Source organism: Luteimonas sp. MJ250 (assembly GCF_039548455.1).
Taxonomy (GTDB): Bacteria; Pseudomonadota; Gammaproteobacteria; order Xanthomonadales; family Xanthomonadaceae; genus Luteimonas.
The window spans coordinates 182,082-203,089 of record NZ_JBCLVB010000014.1; the positions used below are offsets into that span (position 1 = coordinate 182,082).

At 71.6% G+C, this 21,008-nt stretch carries 15 protein-coding genes; 8 read left to right on the plus strand and 7 right to left on the minus strand.

Annotation, left to right across the window (positions count from 1 at the left end; translation table 11 throughout):
• Positions 1 to 69: 69 nt before the first annotated feature.
• Complete coding sequence (locus tag WCE37_RS12010) at positions 70 to 2,775, minus strand: bifunctional acetate--CoA ligase family protein/GNAT family N-acetyltransferase (RefSeq protein WP_343279568.1); 2,706 nt, start codon at positions 2,773 to 2,775, stop codon at positions 70 to 72.
• A 185-nt stretch (positions 2,776 to 2,960) separates the two neighbouring features.
• Here WCE37_RS12010 and WCE37_RS12015 point away from each other — a divergent pair, with 185 nt between their 5' ends.
• Together WCE37_RS12015 and WCE37_RS12020 are read left to right on the plus strand one after the other, a co-directional pair.
• Positions 2,961 to 3,386 (plus strand): DUF2231 domain-containing protein, encoded by a 426-nt coding sequence (locus WCE37_RS12015; protein WP_343275356.1) that lies wholly within the window; start codon positions 2,961 to 2,963, stop codon positions 3,384 to 3,386.
• On the plus strand, positions 3,383 to 4,789 hold the full coding sequence (locus WCE37_RS12020; protein ID WP_343279569.1) for a sorbosone dehydrogenase family protein: 1,407 nt from the start codon (positions 3,383 to 3,385) through the stop codon (positions 4,787 to 4,789). Before WCE37_RS12015 ends, WCE37_RS12020 begins: the two co-directional genes overlap by 4 nt.
• Before the next feature lie 3 nt (positions 4,790 to 4,792).
• On the opposite strand, the gene WCE37_RS12025 is transcribed toward WCE37_RS12020, so the two are convergent.
• On the minus strand, positions 4,793 to 6,244 hold the full coding sequence (locus WCE37_RS12025) for a bifunctional 2-methylcitrate dehydratase/aconitate hydratase (protein WP_343279570.1): 1,452 nt from the start codon (positions 6,242 to 6,244) through the stop codon (positions 4,793 to 4,795).
• Between the two features lie 133 nt (positions 6,245 to 6,377).
• On the opposite strand from WCE37_RS12025, the gene iadA reads away from it, so the two are divergent.
• The 6 genes from iadA to WCE37_RS12055 all read left to right on the plus strand — a co-directional run bounded on the left by iadA (position 6,378) and on the right by WCE37_RS12055 (position 15,030).
• On the plus strand, positions 6,378 to 7,577 hold the full coding sequence (gene iadA / locus WCE37_RS12030) for a beta-aspartyl-peptidase (RefSeq protein ID WP_343279571.1): 1,200 nt from the start codon (positions 6,378 to 6,380) through the stop codon (positions 7,575 to 7,577).
• Entirely contained in the window at positions 7,577 to 8,416 is an 840-nt protein-coding gene (locus WCE37_RS12035; protein ID WP_343279572.1) for a cyanophycinase, read from the plus strand. Before iadA ends, WCE37_RS12035 begins: the two co-directional genes overlap by 1 nt.
• Before the next feature lie 16 nt (positions 8,417 to 8,432).
• Positions 8,433 to 11,219 (plus strand): cyanophycin synthetase, encoded by a 2,787-nt coding sequence (cphA, locus tag WCE37_RS12040; protein WP_343279573.1) that lies wholly within the window; start codon positions 8,433 to 8,435, stop codon positions 11,217 to 11,219.
• Positions 11,220 to 11,230: 11 nt separating this feature from the next.
• Positions 11,231 to 13,033, plus strand: coding sequence for a Mur ligase family protein (locus tag WCE37_RS12045; RefSeq protein ID WP_343279574.1), 1,803 nt, complete (start codon positions 11,231 to 11,233; stop codon positions 13,031 to 13,033).
• Positions 13,034 to 13,189: 156 nt separating this feature from the next.
• A complete protein-coding gene (locus WCE37_RS12050; protein ID WP_343279575.1) occupies positions 13,190 to 13,615 on the plus strand; it encodes a DUF2231 domain-containing protein in 426 nt (141 codons plus the stop codon).
• The gene (locus WCE37_RS12055) at positions 13,612 to 15,030 is read left to right on the plus strand and encodes a sorbosone dehydrogenase family protein (RefSeq protein ID WP_343279576.1); all 1,419 of its coding nucleotides are present in this window, start codon (positions 13,612 to 13,614) and stop codon (positions 15,028 to 15,030) included. Before WCE37_RS12050 ends, WCE37_RS12055 begins: the two co-directional genes overlap by 4 nt.
• Here the strand turns inward: WCE37_RS12055 and WCE37_RS12060 are convergent.
• The 5 genes from WCE37_RS12060 to glmS all read right to left on the minus strand — a co-directional run bounded on the left by WCE37_RS12060 (position 15,027) and on the right by glmS (position 20,995).
• Entirely contained in the window at positions 15,027 to 15,671 is a 645-nt protein-coding gene (locus WCE37_RS12060; RefSeq protein ID WP_343279577.1) for a DUF2894 domain-containing protein, read from the minus strand. The genes WCE37_RS12055 and WCE37_RS12060 overlap by 4 nt on opposite strands.
• Positions 15,571 to 16,233: an OmpA family protein gene (locus WCE37_RS12065; protein WP_343279578.1), complete on the minus strand. Its 663-nt coding sequence runs from the start codon at positions 16,231 to 16,233 to the stop codon at positions 15,571 to 15,573. Before WCE37_RS12065 ends, WCE37_RS12060 begins: the two co-directional genes overlap by 101 nt.
• Positions 16,230 to 18,302, minus strand: a complete 2,073-nt coding sequence (locus WCE37_RS12070) for a DUF802 domain-containing protein (protein ID WP_343279579.1) — start codon at positions 18,300 to 18,302, stop codon at positions 16,230 to 16,232. The genes WCE37_RS12065 and WCE37_RS12070 overlap by 4 nt, the downstream gene beginning before the upstream one ends.
• Positions 18,299 to 19,081 (minus strand): DUF3348 family protein, encoded by a 783-nt coding sequence (locus WCE37_RS12075; protein ID WP_343279580.1) that lies wholly within the window; start codon positions 19,079 to 19,081, stop codon positions 18,299 to 18,301. Before WCE37_RS12075 ends, WCE37_RS12070 begins: the two co-directional genes overlap by 4 nt.
• Positions 19,082 to 19,165: 84 nt before the next feature.
• Positions 19,166 to 20,995: a glutamine--fructose-6-phosphate transaminase (isomerizing) gene (gene glmS, locus WCE37_RS12080; protein ID WP_343279581.1), complete on the minus strand. Its 1,830-nt coding sequence runs from the start codon at positions 20,993 to 20,995 to the stop codon at positions 19,166 to 19,168.
• Positions 20,996 to 21,008: the final 13 nt, after the last annotated feature.

Here is a 21,008-nt window from a genome sequence, read left to right on the forward strand (position 1 = left end):
GCCAAAGGACTCGCGGGAGCGGCCGGGGACTCTGTGCGAGCGGCTATGGCCGCTCCACGAAAAGCCAGCTTAAATCGGTGGAGAGGCTTCGACCGGCAGGGTCACGAGCATCAGGGTGGCGTCATCCGGATCCGGCACGACCTTGAAGCCGAGCTTCCGGCACATGGCGAGCATGGTGCTGTTCTCGCGCAGCACCTGGCCCTCGATGGTCTCGAGCCCCATCCAGCGCGCGACCTCGATCATCTGCTGCATCAGGCGCCAGCCGAGGCCGGCGCCCTTCAGGTCGGAGCGCACCATGATCCCGTACTCGCCGCGCCGGAAGTCGGAGTCGGCAAGCAGGCGCACGGCGCCGAGCATCTCGTCGGTTTCGACATCGATCGCCACCAGCGCCATCGAGCGCGCGTAGTCCAGCTGCACCAGGCGGGCGATGAAGTCGTGGCTGAAGTCGCGCACGGCGCGGAAGAAACGCAGGCGCAGGTCTTCGGCACTGACGTGCTCGAAGAAGCTTCGGAACATGGCGTCGTCTTCCGGGCGCACCGGGCGCAGGAAAGCCTGGCGGCCGCTGGACAGCGTGAGCGTGCGCTCGAGCTCGGTCGGGTACGGGAACACCGCGAAGCGCGGGTGGCCGCGGCCCCGGTGCAGGCGCGTAGACGGCGCCACCGCGATCCGCGCATCCACCGCCACCGCGCCGCCGGCATCAACCAGCAGCGGGTTGATGTCGATCTCGCGCAGCTCGGGGATGTCGGCGGCCAGCTGAGCGAGCTTCACCAGCACCAGGGCCAGCGCGCGTTCGTCTGCGGCGGGCACATCCCGGTAGGCGCGCAGGATGCGCGAGACGCGGGTGCGGCCGATCAGCTCGTGCGCCAGGCGCAGGTCCAGCGGCGGCAGCGCCAGCGCCTTGTCGTCGATCAGCTCGACCGCGGTGCCGCCGCGGCCGAACACCACCACCGGCCCGAACACCGGGTCGTCGGCGATGCCGGCGATCACCTCCCGCGCCTTCGCGCGCAGCACCATCGGATGCACGCTGACTCCGTCGATGCGGGCCTCTGGCCGCAGCCTGCGCGCGCGCTCGATGATCTCGGCGGTGGCCTCGCGGACTGCTTCGGCGCTGCCGACATGCAGGCGCACGCCGTCGACGTCCGACTTGTGCGCGATGTCCGGCGACAGCACCTTGACCGCGACCGTGCCGCCATCGGCGAGCATCGGCGCGGCCAGGGCCGCGGCGGCGTCCGGATCGGCGGCCTGGACGGGCGTGGCGAGGTCGATGCCGTAGGCGCGCAGCAGGCGCGCGGTGTCGGCGGGGTCCAGCCATTCGCGGCCTTCGGCAAGCGCCGCGTCCACCAGCGCCTGGGCGGTGGCGCGATCGAAGGCGAAGTCGTCGGGCAGGCTCGGCGGCGTCTCCATCAGCGCTGCCTGGGCTTCGCGGTGGCGGACCAGATACATGAAGCCGCGCACGCCCTCGGTCTCGCTGGCATAGGTCGGTACGCCGGCATCGCCCAGCAGCCCGGTGGCGCCGTCGTCATCGCCCAGCCACAGCGCCAGCACCGGTTTGCGCGCCGCGCCGCGTGGCCGCGCCTTGAGCACCGCGACCGTGGCCTCCGCGGTCTCCCTTGGCGCGGAGAGCACGGTGGGCACGTTGACTGCGAGGATGGCGTCGTTGCCCGGGTCATCGAGCAGCGCCTCCAGTCCGGCGGTGTAGCGCGCACCGTCCGCATCGCCAAGCAGGTCCACCGGATTGGTGCGCGACCAGCCGCGTTCGAGCGTGGCGTCCAGGCGCTCCACGGTCGACGGCGCAAGCCGCGCCGGCTCGCCGCCCAGGTCCTGCAGCAGGTCCAGCGCGAGCAGGCCGGTGCCGGCGCCGTTGGTCAGCACCGCCAGGCGCTTGCCGGGCACGCTCCCCAGGTGCGAGAGCGTCTCGGCCGCGGCGAACATCTCGTCGAGTGCGCGCACACGCAGCAGGCCGGCGCGGCGGAAGGCTGCGTCATAGACATCGTCAGGGGTGGCCAGCGCCGCGGCATGGCTGGAGTGCGGTGGTGCGCGGCGCAGGTGCCGGCCCGGGCGTACTACCACCACCGGCTTTCCGCGCGACGCCGCGCGTGCGGCGGACAGGAATTTGCGCGCGTCGCGCACGTGTTCGAGGTAGAGCAGGATCGCGCGCGTGTGGCGGTCGACGGCGAACCAGTCGAGCAGGTCGGCGAAGTCGACGTCGACCGCATCGCCCAGCGAAACCACCGCGGAGAAACCCGCCCCGCGCGCATGCGCCCATTCGATCATCGCCGCGCCCACCGCACCCGACTGCGACACCAGGGCGATGTCGCCGGGCGGCGGCCGGTGCGCCGCGAAGCTGGCGTAGAGCTTCGAATGCGGCGCGATCACACCCAGGCAGTTGGGCCCGACCACGCGCAGGCCGCGCTCGCGCGCGACCGCCGCCAGCGCGGCATTGTGCGAATCGGGGCCCTCGCCCATGCCGCGCGTCAGCACGATGACCGCGCGTGCGCCGGCATCCGCGGCGGCGGCGGCCACTTTCGCGACCTTCGACGGTGGCGTGGCGATGATGACCAGCTCCGGCGTGAAGCCCAGCGCGTCCAGCCGCGGCGAAGAGTCGACGCCGCCGATCGACGGATAGCGCGCATTGACCACGCCCACGCGCCCGGGGAAGCCACCTTCGACGATCTGCCCCAGCACCAGCCGGCCCAGCGAGCGCTCCCGCGGGCTGCCGCCGACCAGGACCACCGAGGCCGGCGCGAATACGGAACCGAGTGCGTAGGTACCCATCGGATGGCAGACCCGGCATGCGCGGAAGGGTCCGTGACGATATCACCGGCGCGTGACCCGCCGGTGCTGCCGGCCCGGCCCTGCACGCCTTCCTCAAATGCAGCGGAGTAACGTGGTTCAGGATCGGCCCCGACGGAGGCCGCAACCCACCCGGGCGCCATCGCGTCCACGCAGGAGGTCCGCCCATGGTCGCTACCGTTCCTCGCAGATTCGCGCCCGCGTATCACCCGGCGCACGCAGCCCTGTCCGGCGGGGCCCTGACGCTGTTCATCGGCGCCTTGCTGAGCGACATCGCCTACGCCCGCACCTACGAGATCCAGTGGAACAACTTCGCGTCCTGGCTGATCGCCAGCGGCCTGGTGGTGCTGGCGCTCTCGCTGGTGTGCGCGCTCTTCGGCCTGGCCGCATCCAGGCGCACGCGGGCATCGGTCCTGCACTTCGTTCTGCTGCTCGCGACCTGGGTGGTCGGCTTCTTCAACGCGCTGATGCACGCACGCGACGCCTGGGCCAGCATGCCCGGCGGGCTGGTGCTGTCGGTGGTCGTGGTTGTGCTGGCCGTGATCGCGGCCTGGCTGGGCTTCAGCAGCCCGCGCATCGGAGAAGTGAAATGAACCGCCATCCCCTGCCCGCCATCGCGATGCTCAGCCTCGCCCTCGCCGCCTGCGGAGGCAAGGAGTCCGCGCCGCTGCAGTACGGCGCCAACCCGGACCTGCCCGAGCCGCATCGCGGCCTGATGCCGGACATGGTGATCGCCGAGCCCGCCGGCTGGGGCGACCGCCTGCCGGTGGTGCCCGAGGGCTATACGGTCAGCGCCATCGCCACCGACCTGTTGATCCCGCGCCAGACCCTGGTGCTGCCCAACGGCGACATCCTGGTGGCCGAGGGCCGCGGCGGCAAGGCACCCAGCCTCAAGCCCAAGGACGTGATCGCCGGGCCGATCAAGTCCGCGGGAACCACCTCGGTGAAGAGCGGCAATCGCCTGACCCTGCTGCGCGACGCGGATGGCGACGGCGTGTACGAACTGCAGACGGTGTTCGCCGACGAGCTCGACGCGCCCTACGGCCTGGCCCTGATCGGCGGCGATCTGTATGTAGCCAACCAGGACGCCGTCGTGCGCTTCGACTACCAGCCAGGGCAGACGCAGGCCAGCGCGGCGGAGCCCGAGGTGCTGACCCTGCTGCCGTCGGAGATCAACCACCACTGGACCAAGGCGATGGCCGCCAGCGCCGACGGACGCTTCCTCTACGTCGGCATCGGCTCCAACAGCAACATCACCGAGCGCGGCATGCTCGCCGAGCAGGACCGCGCGATGGTCTGGGAGATCGACGTCGCCACCGGCATGCACCGCCCCTACGCGACCGGCCTGCGCAATCCCACCGCGCTCGCCATCCAGCCCGGCAGCGGCCAGCTCTGGGCCGTGGTCAACGAGCGCGACGAGATCGGCCCGGACCTGGTACCCGACTACCTGACCTCGGTGCGCGACGGCGGCTTCTACGGCTGGCCCTACAGTTACTGGGGAAGCAACGTCGATGACCGCGTGCGTCCGCAGGATCCGGAAAAAGTGGCCTCTGCCATCGTTCCCGACTACTCCCTCGGCTCGCATGTCGCCGCGCTTGGCGTCGACTTCTCCAGCCCGGTGATGGGCGCGGAGTTCGCCGACGGCGCCTTCGTCGGCGAACACGGCAGCTGGAACCGTGCCGAGCCGGTGGGCTACAAGGTGGTGTTCGTGCCCTTCCGCAACGGCCGCCCTGCGGGTGATCCCGTCGACTTCGTCACCGGCTTCCGCGACGACGACGGCACCACCCGCGGCCGCCCGGTCGGCGTGACCGTGGATCCGCGCGGCGCGCTGATCGTGGCCGACGACCTGTCGAACACCATCTGGCGCGTGGCCCGGACCGGCGGCGCCGCAACGCCGCCGCCCGCGTCCACCGCCGACCCGCTGGACGCCGCGGATCTTGCCCGCCCGGATGATGCGGCCGAAGTCGCCGCGGCAACGCCCGCGGAGACGATGTAGGCCTCAGTTCGCGTACAGATCCACGTACTCGGGCACCGGCATCGCCTCGAGCGTCGCCTGGTCCAGGCTGGCGGCCAGGATCGCCTCCTGGCGCGCGACCGGGAACCGCCGCGCCAGGTTGCGGCGGAACTTCGCCTCCAGCAGCGGGATGCCTTCGTCGCGACGGCGCCCGTGCCCGACCGGGTACTCCACCGCGACTTCGTCGAGCGCGGTGCCGTCTTCGAAAGCCAGCGTCAGCGCGTTGGCGATGCTGCGCTTCGCGGGATCGTGGTAGTCGGCGGTGTACTGCGGATCCTCCACGCAGGCGATCTTCGCGCGAAGCCGGTCGATGCGCGGGTCGGCGGCCACCTCGTCCTCGTAGTCGGCCGCGGTCAGGCGCCCGAAGATCAGCGCCACCGCGACCATGTACTGGATGCAGTGGTCGCGGTCGGCCGGATTGTCCAACGGACCCTGCTTGTCGATGATCCGGATACAGGCCGCCTGGGTGCGGATGGTGACCGCGGCGACCTCCTCCACGCGCCGTCCGGCGCGCGCGAGCCGGTCGTGCAGCAGCAAGGCCGCCTCGACCGCGGTCTGGCCGTGGAACTCGGCGGGAAAGCTGATCTTGAACAGCACGTTCTCCATCACGTAGCTGCCGTAGGGGCGCTGGAAACGGAAGGGTTCGCCCTTGAACGACACGTCGTAGAATCCCCAGCCGGGAGCGGTCAGCGCGCCCGGACAGCCCATTTCCCCCGTGGCCGCGATCATCGCCAGGCGCACGCCGCGGCTGGTGGCATCGCCCGCGGCCCAGGACTTGCGGCTGCCGGTATTGGGCGCGTGGCGATAGGTGCGCAGGCTCTGCCCGTCCACCCAGGCCTGCGAGACGGCATTGACGATCGCGTCGCGCGACAGGCCAAGCAGCCCGGCCACCACCGCGGTCGAGGCCACCTTCACCAGCACCACGTGGTCCAGGCCGACGGCATTGAAGCTGTTCTCCAGCGCGATGCAGCCCTGGATCTCGTGCGCCTTGACCATGGCGCGCAGCACGTCGCGCATCAGCGGCGGCGGTCGGTCCTCGGCGATCGCGGTGCGGCCCAGCCAGTCGGCCACGGCGAGGATGCCGCCGAGGTTGTCCGACGGATGCCCCCACTCGGCGGCCAGCCAGGTGTCGTTGAAGTCCAGCCAGCGCACCATCGCGCCGATGTTGAAAGCGGCCTGCACCGGATCGAGCTGATAGCCGGTGCCGGGCACCCGCGCGCCGTTCGGCACCACCGTGCCCGGGACGATCGGCCCGAGCAGCCGGGTGCAGGCGGGATACTCCAGCGCCTCCAGGCCGCAGCCCAGCGTATCGAGCAGGCAGTGGCGCGCGGTCGTCCAGGCCAGCGGTGATTCGACCGCGAAGCCGGTGACGTAGTCGGCGATGTCGACCATCGCCTGGTCGGGCTCCGGGCGGACGTTGGGAACGAGCGTGGACATGGCGGCCTCCGCCTGCGGTGATGCCCCGACGCTACTCCCCCGCCCGCGGCGCGGCCATTGCGTGCCGTTCACGACGCCACGCCGCGCATCCGCCTTGCTTGACGCCATGCCCGGCGCATTCCAACCTGCCTCGATGAAGACAACGCTGGTCCGCAACGCGGACGTATATGCTCCTGAACCGCTGGGACGCCGCGATCTGCTGCTTGGCGGCGGCAAGCTGCTGTGGATCGGCACCGATGCGCCCGACCTGCCCGAAGCATTCGGCGCCTCCACCGTCGACCTCCGCGGCCGCCGGCTGCTGCCCGGCTTCATCGACGGCCACGTGCACGTCACCGGCGGCGGCGGCGAAGCCGGCTTCGCCAGCCGGGTGCCGGCGCCGATGCTCTCGCACTACACCCGCAGCGGCGTGACCACGGTGGTCGGCCTGCTGGGCACCGACGACGTTGCCCGCGGCATCCGTGACCTGGTGGCCCAGGTCAATGCGCTGCGCGAGGAAGGCCTGTCCGCCTGGGGCTACGCGGGCGGCTACCACCTGCCGCCGGCCACGATCACCGGCAGCGTGCGCGCCGACCTCGCCTTCATCGACTGCCTGATCGGTGTGGGCGAGCTGGCGATCAGCGACCACCGTTCAAGCCAGCCGACGCTGGACGAGCTGCTGCGGATCGCCTCCGAAACGCACGTGGCCGGGCTGATGACCGGCAAGGCCGGCATCGTCCACCTGCACCTGGGCGACGGCGCGCGCGGCCTGGACCTGGTGCGCCGCGCGCTCGACCAGAGCGAACTGCCGCCGCGGGTGTTCAACCCCACCCACGTCAACCGCCGCAAGGCGCTGTTCGACGAAGCCATCGAACTGGCGCGGCGCGGCTGCACGATCGACATCACCGCCTTCCCGGTGGCCGAAGGCGAAGACGCATGGAACGCGGCCGATGCGCTGGTCCGCTACCTCGACAGCGGCGCTCCGCGCGAACGGGTCACCGTCAGCTCCGACGCGGGCGGCTGCCTGCCCTGCTTCGATGCCGAAGGGCGGGTCGCCAGCATGGACGTCGGCCACTCCGGCGCCCTGGCCGACACCCTGCAGGAACTGCTGGCGCGCGGCGTTGCGCTGGAAGACGCACTGCCGGCGTTCACCAGCAACGTCGCCGACCTGCTGCGGCTGCCCGGCAAGGGCCGGATCGTCGCCGGCGCGGACGCGGACTTCGTGGTCATCGACGGGAGCGGCGCGGTCAGCGACGTGTTCGCCGGCGGACGCCCACACCTGCGGAACGGCGCGGTGCTGCGGCATGGTACGTTCGAGGGTTCATCCCGACACAACGACCAGACAGGAGCCCATTGATGCCGAGCAAACCCGCCAACGGGGAGCAACGCGGCTGGATCATCCCGATCGGCGGCGCAGAGGACAAGGACACCAACCCCCGCATCCTGAAGCGCTTCGTCGAACTCAGCGGCGGCAGCGAGGCCGACATCGTGGTGATCCCGACCGCCAGCCGACTGAAGGAAACCGGCGTGCGCTACGAGGAACTGTTCGACGGCATGGGCGCGGCCAGCGTCGAGGTCGTCGACTTCGACACCCGCCGCGACTGCCAGGAGGCCAACCGGCTGGCGCGACTGGAGCAGGCCAGCGGCATCTTTTTCACCGGCGGCAACCAGCTGCGGCTGTCGACCATCCTCGGCGGCACCGACGTGGCACGCACGATCCGCCTGCGCAACGCGCAGGGCGTGCCCGTGGCCGGCACCAGCGCCGGCGCCGGCTTCCTCAGCGAGCACATGATCGCGTTCGGCAGCGAGGGATCCTCGCCGCGCGCCAGCAGCGTGCGGCTCGCGCCCGGGCTCGGCCTGACCAACCGCTTCGTGATCGACCAGCATTTCCGCCAGCGCGACCGCCTCGGCCGGCTCACCGCCGCGCTGGCCTACAACCCGTTCGCGATCGGCATCGGCCTGGACGAGGACACCGCGGCCTTCATCTCCCCCGAAGACGTACTGGAAGTGGAAGGCAGCGGCGCAGTCACCGTGGTCGATGCCCACGACCTGCAGTTCTCATCGATGGCGCACGCCGACGAGGACGACCCGGTGTGCATGCTGGGCCTGGGCGTCCATATCCTGATCGCCGGCGCCACCTTCAACCTGCACACGCGACGGGCTTCGGCCGGACGCCTGGCCACCCGCAAGACCTGACCGAAGGCAATCACCCATGCGCATCCTCGAACGCTCCGTCTACGTCGGCCCTTCGCTCCACGCGCACTTCCCGGTGATCCGCCTGCTGCTCGACCTGGGTGAGCTGGAGCAGTGGCCGACCGCACGCCTGGGGCCGGATTTCATCGACGGCCTGGTGACCGCCCTCCCCGGCCTGGCCGAGCACGGCTGCTCCTACCGCGAGCCAGGAGGCTTCCTGCGCCGCATGCGCGAGGACCAGGGCACCTGGATCGGGCACGTGCTTGAGCACGTCGCGATCGAGCTGCAGAACATCGCCGGCGAGGACGTCACCTTCGGCAAGACCCGCAGCGTCGACGACCGCCCCGGCGTGTACACGGTGGTCTACGAGTACGTGCAGCGCGAAGAGGGCATCGCCGCCGGCAACCTGGCGCTGCGGCTGATCGCCTCGCTGCTGCCCGCCGACCTCCGTCCCGCCGGCAGCGTTCCCGAGGACTGGGAATGGGATGTCGCCCGCGACGAGTTCATCCGCTACGCACAGCGCGGCGCACTCGGGCCGTCCACCGCGTCCCTGGTGCGCGCCGCCGAGGAGCGCAACATCCCCTGGCTGCGGCTCAACGCGCAGTCACTGGTGCAGTTCGGCCACGGTCGCTACCAGCAGCGCATCCAGGCCACGGTCACCGGGCGCACGTCCTACATCGCGGTGGAGCTCGCCAGCGACAAGGAAGAGACCAACAAGATCCTCGCCGCGCTCGGCCTGCCGGTGCCACGCCAGCAGATGGCCTCCAGCCAGACCGACGCGCTCAAGGCGGCGCGCAGGCTGGGCGGGCCGGTGGTGCTCAAGCCCTGGAACGGCAACCACGGCCGCGGCATCACCATCAACATCACCGGCGACGACGAGATCCGCGAGGCCTTCGTGGCTGCGCAGGCGCACTCGCGCTCGGTGATCGTGGAGACCTTCCAGCCGGGCGACGACCATCGCCTGCTGGTGGTCAACGGCGAGCTCATCGCCGCCACCCGGCGCACCCCCGGCCATGTGGTCGGCGATGGCCGCAGCACCATCACTGAGCTGATCGAACAGGTGAACCAGGACCCACGCCGCGGCGTAGGCCACGAAAAGGTGCTGACCCGCCTTGAGCTCGATGCGCAGGCCGAGCTGATGCTCGAACGCGCCGGCCATAGCGCCGACTCCGTGCCGGCCGCCGCCGAAGTCGTGCCGCTGCGCTCCACCGCCAACCTGTCCACCGGCGGCACCGCCACCGACGTCACCGACGTCATCCATCCCGACAACCGCGAGATGGCGATCCGTGCGGTGCGCGCGATCGGCCTCGACGTGGGCGGCGTGGACTTCATCACCCCCGACATCACCGAAAGCTACAAGCGCATCGGCGGTGCGATCTGCGAGGTCAACGCCGCCCCCGGCTTCCGCATGCACGTGGCGCCGAGCGAAGGCACGCCGCGCGACGCCGCCGGACCGGTGATCGACATGCTGTTCCCGCCGGGCTCGCCGGCGCGGGTGCCGATCGCCGCGGTCACCGGCACCAACGGCAAGACCACCACCGCGCGCATGCTCGCGCACATCGCAAAGATGGCCGGCCACACCCCCGGCCTGACCACCACGGACGGCGTCTACATCGACGGCCAGCGCACGGTCGAAGGCGACATGACCGGCCCGGTCTCCGCGCGCATGGTGCTGCGCGACCCGACGGTGGATCTCGCGGTGCTGGAGACCGCGCGCGGCGGCCTGCTGCGCGCCGGCATGGGCGTGACCCGGGTCGACGTCGGCGCGGTGATCAACGTCCAGCCCGATCACCTCGGGCTGAAGGGCATCGACACGCTTGAACAGCTGGCCGAGATCAAGCGCATCGTGGTCGAGGTGGCCGACGAATGCGCGGTGCTCAATGCCGACGATCCCAACGTGCTGCGCATGTCCGGCTACACCAGGGCGCGCACCATCTGCTACGTGACCATGAACACCGGCCACGGCCTGGTCCGCGAGCACGTGCGCGCCGGCGGCCGCGCCTGCGCGCTGGAAGAGGGCGTCAACGGCCACATGATCACCCTCTACGACAAGGGCAGCCAGATCCCTCTGCTGTGGACCCACCTGATCCCGGCGACGCTGGAAGGCCGCGCCCTGCACAACGTGCAGAACGCGATGTTCGCCGCGTCGATGGCGTTCGCGCTTGGGTTGAAGCTCGACGACATCCGCCACGGCCTGCGCACCTTCGACACCACCTTCTTCCAGGCGCCGGGCCGGATGAACGTGTTCAACGAGCATCCGTTCAAGGTGTTGTTCGACTACGCGCACAACGCGCACGCGGTCGGGGTGATGGCCGACCTGGCGCAGCGCCTGGACGTGGACGGTCGCAGGATCGTGGTCGTCGCCGGGCCGGGCGACCGCCGCGACGAGGACCTGGTGGCGATCGCGCAGGCGGTCGCCGGGCGCTTCGACCACTACATCTGCCGCCGCGACGACAACCTGCGCGGCCGCGACGGCGACGAGGTGCCGAACATCATCGCCGGCGCGCTGCGCGACGCCGGCGTCGACGACGCCGCGATCTCGGTCATCCCCGACGAACAGGAAGCGATCGACGCCGCCCTGCGCATGGGCCAGGCCGGCGACCTGCTGCTGCTGTTCGCCGATGCGCTGGCCCGCTCCTGGAAGCAGGTCACCAAGTTCAGGCCCGAAGGCGCTGCGACCGGCCCGGCGAAGCCCGTCCAGGCACCGCCGCTGGCCCTCGCCATCGAGGAGTCGACGCTCGACCTGGAAGGCCTGGTGCGCGAAGAGCGCGGCCTGGTATTCGTCCCCGACGAAGACAGCGACTGACCGCACGCCCGATGACCGCACCCGCGCCGCTGCCCTTCGACGACTCACGCCGCCTGACCGGTCCGAACCTGTACTTCGCCGACGCCGGCGTGGTGCTGGAAACCGGGGTCGGCGCACCGGTCCCGCGCGCCCTGATCGACGGCTGGAGACAGCGGATCGAGCGCGCACGCGCTGTCCTGGACTGGCCCGATGGCCCGGTCGTGGTGCGCGATCACGCCACTGGCGCCAGCCTCGCCTTCGCGGCGCCGGCCGACCGGCTGTACACCGCCACCGAAGTCAACGAATGGGCCTGGCTGTCCACGCTTGCAGCGGCGGGCATGGACACCGGCGAACCCGCCCTGCAGCCGGCCCACGCGCCAATCAACGATGACGACGCAGCGTTCCGCATCCTGCGCGCCGCCGCCGCCGCCGAACACCTGCCCCGTCTTCGCGCCCTTCGCGAGAGCGCCCTTGCCCACAAGCTGCCGCTGCTGCTGGACGACGAACAGCTCTCCATCGGCCTCGGCACCGGCAGCCTCACCTGGGACAACCCCGCACTGCCGCTCCCCCACGAGGTGCCGTGGCAGGCGCTGCACACCATCCCCGTCGCCCTGGTCACCGGCTCCAACGGCAAGACCACCACCGTGCGCCTGCTCACCGCGATGGCGATCGCGCACGGCTGGCACACCGCCAACAGCTGCACCGACGGCATCTACCTTGACGGCGCGCTGATCGAAGACGGCGACTACTCCGGCCCCGGCGGCGCGCGCGCGCTGCTGCGCAACCGCCAGGCGCAGGCCGCGATCCTGGAGACCGCGCGCGGCGGCCTGTTGCGCCGCGGCCTGGGCGTGGAGCGCGCCGACGTGGCCCTGGTCACCAACGTCAGCCCCGATCACTTCGGCGAGTACGGCATCCACGACCTCGACGGCCTGGCCGAGGTCAAGCTGACCGTGGCCCGCGCCATCGGCACTGCCGGCACGCTGGTGCTCAACGCCGACAACCAACTGCTGCGCCGACATGCTGCCCGCCTCGACGCACCGCTGGCCTGGTTCTCCACCGACGACGGGCATCCGCTGCTGAAGCAGGCACGCCGCGATGGCCGCCGCAGCTGCGGCGTGCGCGACGGCCGGCTGCGACTGTTCGACGGAGTCGCTGCACATGACCTTGGCGCAGTCGCCGACATGCCCCTGACCCTCGGCGGCCTGGCCGCGCACAACGTGCAGAACTGCGCCGCCGCCGCGCTCGCCGCCGCATGCCTGGGGATCAGCCCGGACACCATCCGCACCGTGCTCGCGCGCTTCGGCCGCGCCCACGACGACAATCCCGGCCGGCTGCAGCGCTGGACGCTTGGCGGCGACGTGCAGGTCTACGTCGACTACGCGCACAACCCGGACGGACTTCAGCACCTGCTTGGGCTGGTGCGCCAGGCGCATCACCCGGCTGGCCGCCTGCACCTGCTGCTGGGCCAGGCCGGCAACCGCAGCGACCAGGCCATCGCCGAACTTGCCGCCACCGCCGCGTCCTTCCGGCCCGACCATGTCGTGCTCAAGGACATGGACAGTGCCTATATGCGCGGCCGCGAAAGCGGCGCGGTGGCACAGCTGCTGCGCGACGCATTGCTGCACGGCGGCGTGGCCGCCGATGCCATCGTCGAGTGTCTGGACGAAGCCGAGGCCACGCGCCTGATCCTGGCCGATGCGCGTGCGGGTGACAGCCTGGTCCTGCCAGTCCACGGCGCCGCCACGCGCGCACGCGTGGTCGCGCTCCTGGACCAGCTGCAGGCGCAGGCCTGGTCCGCGGGCGACGCCCTGCCCGCACCGGCGCCCGCCAGGTAGCCGCAGCGCCGGCCCGCAGCACCGGGAACGCAGCGTCCCGGGGCAGCGCACGATGGTGGAGGAGCCCTGGCCTAAGATGAACAGGCTCCACGCTGCGCGCAGGATGCCGCCATCCCTCCCGACGCCGCACCGGCGTCCGCTTTCCGAAGGACCCCCGTGGCTTCGACTATCCAACGCCGGCCCATACCGGCTTTTCATCCTGTCCACGCACTGCTGCTCGGCGGCGTGACCTTCCTGTTGGTCGGCGCCCTGCTCAGCGATATCGCCTATGCGCGGACGTTCGAGATCCAGTGGAACAATTTCGCGTCCTGGCTGATCACAGGCGGCCTGGTGGTCGCGGGCGCCGCGCTGGTGTCCGCGCTCGCCGGCCTGCTGCCTTCGCGCCGCACGCCGGGTTCGCTGCTGCACTTCGTTCTGCTGCTGGCGACCTGGGTCACCGGATTCTTCAACGCGCTGATGCACGCGCGTGACGCCTGGGCCAGCATGCCCGGCGGCCTGGTGCTGTCGGTGATCACCGTCGTCCTCGCCATCGTGGCGACGTTCTTCGCGGTCCGTGCCCCGCGCATCGGAGGTGTGGAGTGAACCGCCTGAGCCTGCTTGCCCTTGCCACGTCCGCCGTGGTCCTCGCCGCCTGCAACCCCGACCCGGGCCCGATGCAATACGGCACCGAGGTCAACCTGCCCGAACCCAAGCGCGGCCTGCTGCCGCAGATGGTGATCGCCGATCCATCCGAGTGGGGCGACCGCCTGCCGGTCGTGCCCGAGGGCTTCGAGGTCCGCGCCATCGCCACCGGCCTGGGCATCCCGCGCCAGACCCTGGTGCTGCCGAACGGCGACATCCTCGTGGCCGAGGGCCGCGGCGGCAACGCGCCCAAGCTCAAGCCCAAGGACGTGATCGCCGGCCCGGTCAAGGCCGCCGGCACCACCGGAGTGAAGAGCGGCAACCGCCTGACCCTGCTGCGCGATGCCGATGGCGACGGCGAGTACGAGCTGCAGACCGTCTTCGCCGACGGCCTCAACGCGCCCTACGGCATGGCACTGGTGGGCGACGATCTGTACGTGGCCAACCAGGACGCGGTCGTCCGCTTCGACTACCAGCCCGGCCAGACGCAGGCCAGCGCGGCGGAGCCCGAAGTGCTGACCCTGCTGCCGTCGGAGATCAACCACCACTGGACCAAGGCGATGGCCGCCAGCGCCGACGGGCGCTTCCTCTACGTCGGTATCGGCTCCAACAGCAACATCACCGAGCGCGGCATGCTCGCCGAGCAGGACCGCGCGATGGTCTGGGAGATCGACGTCGCCACCGGCATGCACCGCCCCTACGCGACCGGCCTGCGCAATCCCACCGCGCTCGCCATCCAGCCCGGCAGCGGCCAGCTCTGGGCCGTGGTCAACGAGCGCGACGAGATCGGCCCGGACCTGGTGCCCGACTACCTCACCTCGGTGCGCGACGGCGGCTTCTACGGCTGGCCCTGGGCGTACTGGGGCAAGAACGTCGACACCCGCGCGAAGCCGGCGAATCCGGAGAAGGTCGCGGCCTCGATCACGCCCGACTACAGCCTGGGTGCGCACGTCGCCTCGCTGGGCGTGGACTTCTCCAGCCCGGTGATGGGCGCGGAGTTCGCCGATGGCGCCTTCGTCGGCATGCACGGCAGCTGGAACCGTCCGGACCCCTCCGGCTACAAGGTGGTGTTCGTGCCGTTCCGCAACGGCAGCCCGGCCGGCGCTCCGATCGACTTCGCCACCGGCTTCCGCGACGACGACGGCACTACCCGCGGCCGCCCGGTGGGCGTGACCGTGGACCCGCGCGGCGCGGTGGTCATCGCCGACGACCTGGCGAACATTATCTGGCGGGTCGCGCGCGTGGGTGGTCCGGCGGTGGCGCCGGAAGTGCCCGCGATCGAGGTGGATGCAGATGCGGACAGCGACACCGACGGCGCCGCCGCTGACACAGGCGGCAGCGCAGCGGAGCCGAACGGCCCCGCGACCCGCTCCTAACCGGCGTCCGCCGGGGGGCGTGCCGCTCCCCGGCCCCGGCGCGCCTTTGCGCGCTTGCTGGCCGGCGACGCATCGCCGCCGCGGCCGGCGTCGCCACCGGCCGACGCAGCGCGGGCCTGCACGTCCTGCAGGTCCGCCAGCATGCCGACGTAGGCGGTGAACTGCCGCAGGTAGTCCGGCGACTGCGCCTGCATCAGGCGCAGCATCCGCCCCGCCAGCGCGCCTGAATTGAGCGGCCCCGCATCGTCGGGCGTCGGCGCCAGCGCGCGACGCACCTGCTCCTGGTTGCGCAGCCGTGCCCACAGCCCACGGATCTCATGCAGCGCCGGTAGCGCCGGCCATTCCGCAGCCTCCGGCAGACCCAGATCGATCCCGCCGGCCGAGGCCTGCCGCTCGATGGGCCAGCGTTCCAGCGCATCGAGCAGGCTCGGGAGCGGCCGTGCCATTGCTGCCACCGGTGCCGACGCCGCGGCCCTCGACTCCGGTACCTGCGCGGCCTCCGCGTCCTGCGGCGCCAGTGCCGCACTGTCCCGGAAGTCGCTAGCGCCCATGCGCAACCTGCGTGCCCTGCTCCTGCCCTTGCGCCTGCCGCGGCACCGGCGCCATTTCCACACGCCGGTTTCGTGCACGGCCTTCGGCATGGGCGTTGCTGTCCACCGGCTGTTCGGCGCCGAAGGCCGCGGCGAACACCGATGACGCCGGAACGCCCTGCGCCACCAGCGCGCGGGTCACGGTCAGCGCGCGCTGCGCGGACAGCTCCCAGTTGTCGGCATAGCGCCGGCTGTCGCCGCGCACCAGACGGTCGTCGGTGAAGCCGCTGACCATCAGGATCTCGTCGCGCCCGGCCAGGAAATCCGCCAGCGGTGCGGCCAGGCTTTCGAGCAGCGCCTCGCCGTCGGGCTGCAGGTGGTCGGAGCCGAGTGCGAACAGCACGCTGCCGCTGATGCCGATGCGGCCATCGACCAGGGTGATGCGGCCGCTGGCCAACGGCGCAGCCAGCGCCTGCTCCAGCGCCACGCGACGCTGCTGCTCGACCTCGCGCTGCGCGATCTCCTCGGCAAGCTTGGCCTCGAGATGCAGCTGCACGCCGATCACGCCGACCAGGATCAGCACGAACACGCCCAGCAGCACCGACATCAGGTCGCCGAACGCGGCCCACACCGGGACCGTGGAATCGACGTCCCCCTCGACCTCCAGGCTCATGCCGGGGCGCCGGGCAGCTGGCGCAGCTCGGCGATGATCTGCTTCTGCGCCAGCACGCTCAGGTCGACCAGCTCGCGCGCCTGGGCGACGTAATAGGCCAGCTGCTCGTCGCTGCGGGTGCCGGACGCGTCCAGCGCGGCGGCAATGCCGTCCAGGCGCCCGGTCAGCTCAGCGTTGCGTTCGCCGAACTGCTGCACGGCGCCGGCCAGCGCCTCGCCCAGGCCGGCCACGCTGGTGGCGCCCGCGTCCAGGCGCGCCACCGCGGCGTCGATCGCGCCGGTGCCGGCCTCGACCTGTTCGCCGAAGCGGCCGCCGGCCTGCTCCAGCAGCGAGGTGCTGGTGGATACCAGGGCGTCGATCGCGCCGCGCTGCTCGGTGGAGGCGTGGTTCACGGCATCCAGCAGGGTCGACAGCGTCGCCATCAGCTGGCTGCGCTCGGCCAGCAGCGCGGTGTCGCGCACCATGCTGTCGGAAAGCTTCTGGCGGAGCTCGGCGACCACCTCGGCGGCGGCACGCGGCGCTTCCGACGCAGCCTCCACCAGGGTGGAGATCTCGGCGATGGTCGCCGCCGCGTGGGCATGCGACTGCGCGCCGATGTCGGCGGCGGCGGCGGCCAGCGCCGAAGCCACGGCCTCGTGCCGCTGGGCGGCGTCCTCGCCGGCACGGGCCCAGTCCTCGCGCAGCGAGGCGGCCATCGTCGCGAGCTGCGCCTGCCAGGAGGACAGGCGCTCCCGGTCCTGCTCGGACAGCGCGGACTGCAGGCGCGCATGCGTGTCTCCAAGCTGCTCGAGCAAGGTCGCGGACTGGCCGGCAAACGCCGCGCCGGCCGCGTCCAGCGCCTGGCCATGGCGTTCGGCCAGGACATCGTGCTGGGCCTGCTGGCGCGCGAGTGCCCCGTCCCACGCGGTCGCGAGCTGGTCCGTGGTGGCCTCGAGGCGCGTCGCCACCTCCTCGACCATGCCGCCGGTGCGCTCCACGAGACGCTCGCCGGCCGCGTCCAGGCCACTGCGCAGCGCTTCGGCCAACACCTGCTGCGATCCCGCCTGCTCGGCCAACGCCTGCTGCCACAGCATCGTGGCGGTGGTCGAGCTGCGTTCGAAGCCGGCGTCGAGCGCCGCCAGCTGGCGGTCGACCGACGCGGCGACGGTCGCGTTGAGCTGCGCGGCTTCGCGCGTGATCGTGTCCATGGCCGCGGCGACCGCCGGCTGCACGGCCTCGACGGCCGCGCGCGCGCTGTCGGCCGCACCGCGCTCCAGCGCCGCCGACAGCGTGCCGGCCAGCCGCTCCCAGGCCGCCGTGCTGCCGGCATGGAACGCGTCCTGCTGCAATGCCTGGCGCTCGTGCGCGGCCTCGCCCTGCCGCTCCATCGCCGCCGCCATCGACTCCAGGCGCTCGACCAGGGCCGGCAGCGCGTACGCCTGCGCCTGCATCAGGCGCAGCGATTCGTCGCGCTGGTGGGCACGGGTATGCACGCGCAGACCGTCGGCGCTCGCGGCATCGAGCAGGCGCACCGCATCCGCGCGCTGGCGCCGGCACAGCGCGGCCAGGAGCCCCAGCATCGCCGAGGCGGCCACGCCGGCGATCGAGGTGCCGAAGGCCACGCCCAAGCCCTCCACCGGCGCGGCCAGGGAGTCGCGCACTGCCTGCAGGTCGCTCGCCGACTGCAGCGCCATGCCGGTGCCGCGCAGGGTGAGCAGCATGCCGAGCAGGGTGCCGAGCATGCCCAGCAGCACCAGCAGGCCGACCAGATAGGGCGTAAGCGCGGGCGCCGGCAGCGGCGCCTGGCCGCTGGCGATGCGCTGCCGCACCGCGCCACGCAGCGTCGGGTCGAGGCCGGCAAGCCAGCCGGCCAGGCCGTCGGGGCCGGGCGGCGCGTCCAGCGCGGCGATCAGGCCATCGCTTGCGCGCCGGTAGCGGTACAGCTCGACGCCACCGATGAGGTACAGCGCGCCGATCAGGGCGGTAACCGCGAGCGCCAGCGCATGGCTGCCGACGTAGCCCGCGCCGATCCAGCACACGACCAGCAGGCCGAGGGCGAAGACGAGGCTGTCGAGGAGGGTACTTTTCATGCATCCGGGCCTGGGCTGCGAAGCGCGGAAAGCAGGGCTTCGATGGGATGGAAACGGAGATCGAGTTCGGCCGACAGCAGCTGTCGCGCCTCGGCGCGGAACGCGGCGCGCCACCCGGCGGTATCCACGCGTGCCGGCGCCGCGGCGTCGGCATGGAGCGCATGCAGGCGCTCGAAGCGCGCGACCAGCGCGGGGACGACGGGCACCAGCAGCGCGTGTTCCCGCGGCGCCAGCAGGCCTTCCATCACCGCATCGACCGCGGCCAGCCGCGCCTGGCCATCGGCGCGCCGCGCCAGCCGCTCGCGCAGCTCGCCGCGCAGGCGCCCGGTCGCCGACTGCATGTCACGCTGCAGCCCCTGGCAGTGGCGCAGTACGGCGCCGGCACCCGCGGCGGCGCCGATGCCGTCATCGCCGGCGCGGGGATGCAGCGGCAGCGTCCAGTCGCGTGCATCAGCGTCGATGGCCTCTTCCAGCGCGCCGCGAACGCGCAGGCATTCAGCCGCGGCATCCGCATCCAGCGCGGCGCCGGCGCGGTCCGCCGGGTCATCCGTTCCGCCGACCGGGCTGGCGGCGCCAACGGACACCTCGTCCTCGTCCCGGCCCGGGGGCGCGTCGTCGAGCGCCCGCGACAGGGCCACGGCGCGCTGCCAGTCCAGCCAATCGCCCAGCACGTCCGCCGGCGACCGCGCCTGCTGGCCGGGTTCGACGCCGGCCAGCCGGGCCAGCAGCCTGGGAAGCGCGGCGCCCGGGACGGGCGCCCGGGTGCGGGGTTCAAGCATGCTGGTGGCCAAAAAACGACCATTTTAGCGCGTTGCCGGCGGACACTGCCCGCTGTTCCGGGCCGGGCGCCGCGCGGGGCCGGATTACTCCACCGTCACGCTCTTCGCCAGGTTCCGCGGCTTGTCCACGTCCGTCCCCCGCGCAAGCGCGACGTGATACGCCAGCATCTGCACCGGGATCGTATGCACGATCGGGCTCAGCACGCCGACGTGGCGCTCGGTGCGGATCACGTGCACGCCCTCGCTCTCGCTGAAGTTGCTGTCGGCGTCGGTGAACACGAACAGCTGGCCGCCGCGCGCGCGCACCTCCTGCATGTTCGACTTCACCTTCTCCAGCAGGCTGTCGTTGGGCGCGATCACCACCACCGGCATGTCGTCGTCCACCAGCGCCAGCGGGCCGTGCTTGAGCTCGCCCGCCGGATAGGCTTCGGCGTGGATGTACGAGATTTCCTTGAGCTTGAGCGCGCCTTCCAGCGCGATCGGGTAGTGCACGCCGCGGCCCAGGAACAGCGCGTGCTCCTTGGGCGTGAAGTGCTCCGACCACAGCGCGACCTGCGGCTCCAGGTTCAGCGCGTGCTGCACGCTGCCGGGCAGGTGGCGCAGGGCTTCGATGTACTCGGCTTCCTTCTCTTCCGGCAGGCGGCCGTTGATCTTGGCAAGCGTCGCCGCCAGCGCGAACAGGCCCACCAGCTGGGTGGTGAAGGCCTTGGTCGAGGCGACGCCGATCTCGGCGCCGGCGCGGGTGTAGAACACCAGCCGGCTGGCGCGCGGGATCGCGCTCTCGGGCACGTTGCAGATCGAAAGCGTCAGGTCCTGGCCGAGCGACTTGGCGTACTTCAGCGCCTCCATGGTGTCGAGGGTTTCGCCCGACTGGGAAATGGTGACCACCAGGTGCTTGGGATTCGCCACCGCCTTCCGGTAGCGGTACTCGCTGGCGATCTCGACGCTGCAGGGCAGGCCGCTGATCGCCTCGATCCAGTAGCGCGCCACGGAGCCGGAATAGAAGCTCGTGCCGCAGGCGAGGATCTGCACGCCCTCCACCTGGGCCAGCACGTCCGCCGCGTCCTTGCCGAACAGCGTCGGCTCGAAGGCGTTGGCGTCGATGATCGCTTCCATCGTGTCGCCCAGCGCGCGCGGCTGCTCGTGGATCTCCTTCTGCATGAAGTGGCGGTAGGGGCCGAGCTCCAGCGACGCCAGCGAGACATCGGACAGGTGCTCTTCGCGCAGCACCGGCTGGTCGTCCCCGCCGAACACCTGTACGCCGGCGCGCGTGATCTCGGCGGTGTCGCCTTCCTCCAGGAAGATCACCCGGCGCGTGGCCTGCAGGATCGCGGAGACATCGGAGGCGACGAAGTTCTCGCCTTCGCCCAGGCCGACCAGCAGCGGGCAGCCCATGCGCGCGACCACCATGCGCTCCGGCTCCTTGCGGCTGACCACGGCCAGCGCATAGGCGCCGTGCAGCTCCTTGACCGTGCGCTGCAGCGCGCCGAGCAGGTCGGCGCCGTCCTGCAGGTAGTGGTGGATCAGGTGTGCGATGACCTCGGTATCGGTCTGCGATTCGAACTCGTAGCCCATGCCGCGCAGGCGCTCGCGCTGCGCTTCGTGGTTCTCGATGATGCCGTTGTGCACCAGCGCCACACCGTGGCTGACGTGCGGATGCGCGTTGGATTCGGTCACCCCGCCGTGCGTGGCCCAGCGCGTGTGGCCGATGCCGAGCGTGGCCGAGAAGCCTTCGCTGCCGGCGGCGCCTTCCATCTCCGACACGCGCCCGGTGCGGCGCACGCGGCGGATCTCGGTGCCATCGACGACCGCGATGCCAGCGGAATCGTAGCCGCGATACTCGAGGCGCTTGAGCCCTTCGATCAGGACCGGGACCACATCGCGATCAGCGATCGCACCGACAATTCCGCACATGGACACGCTCCTG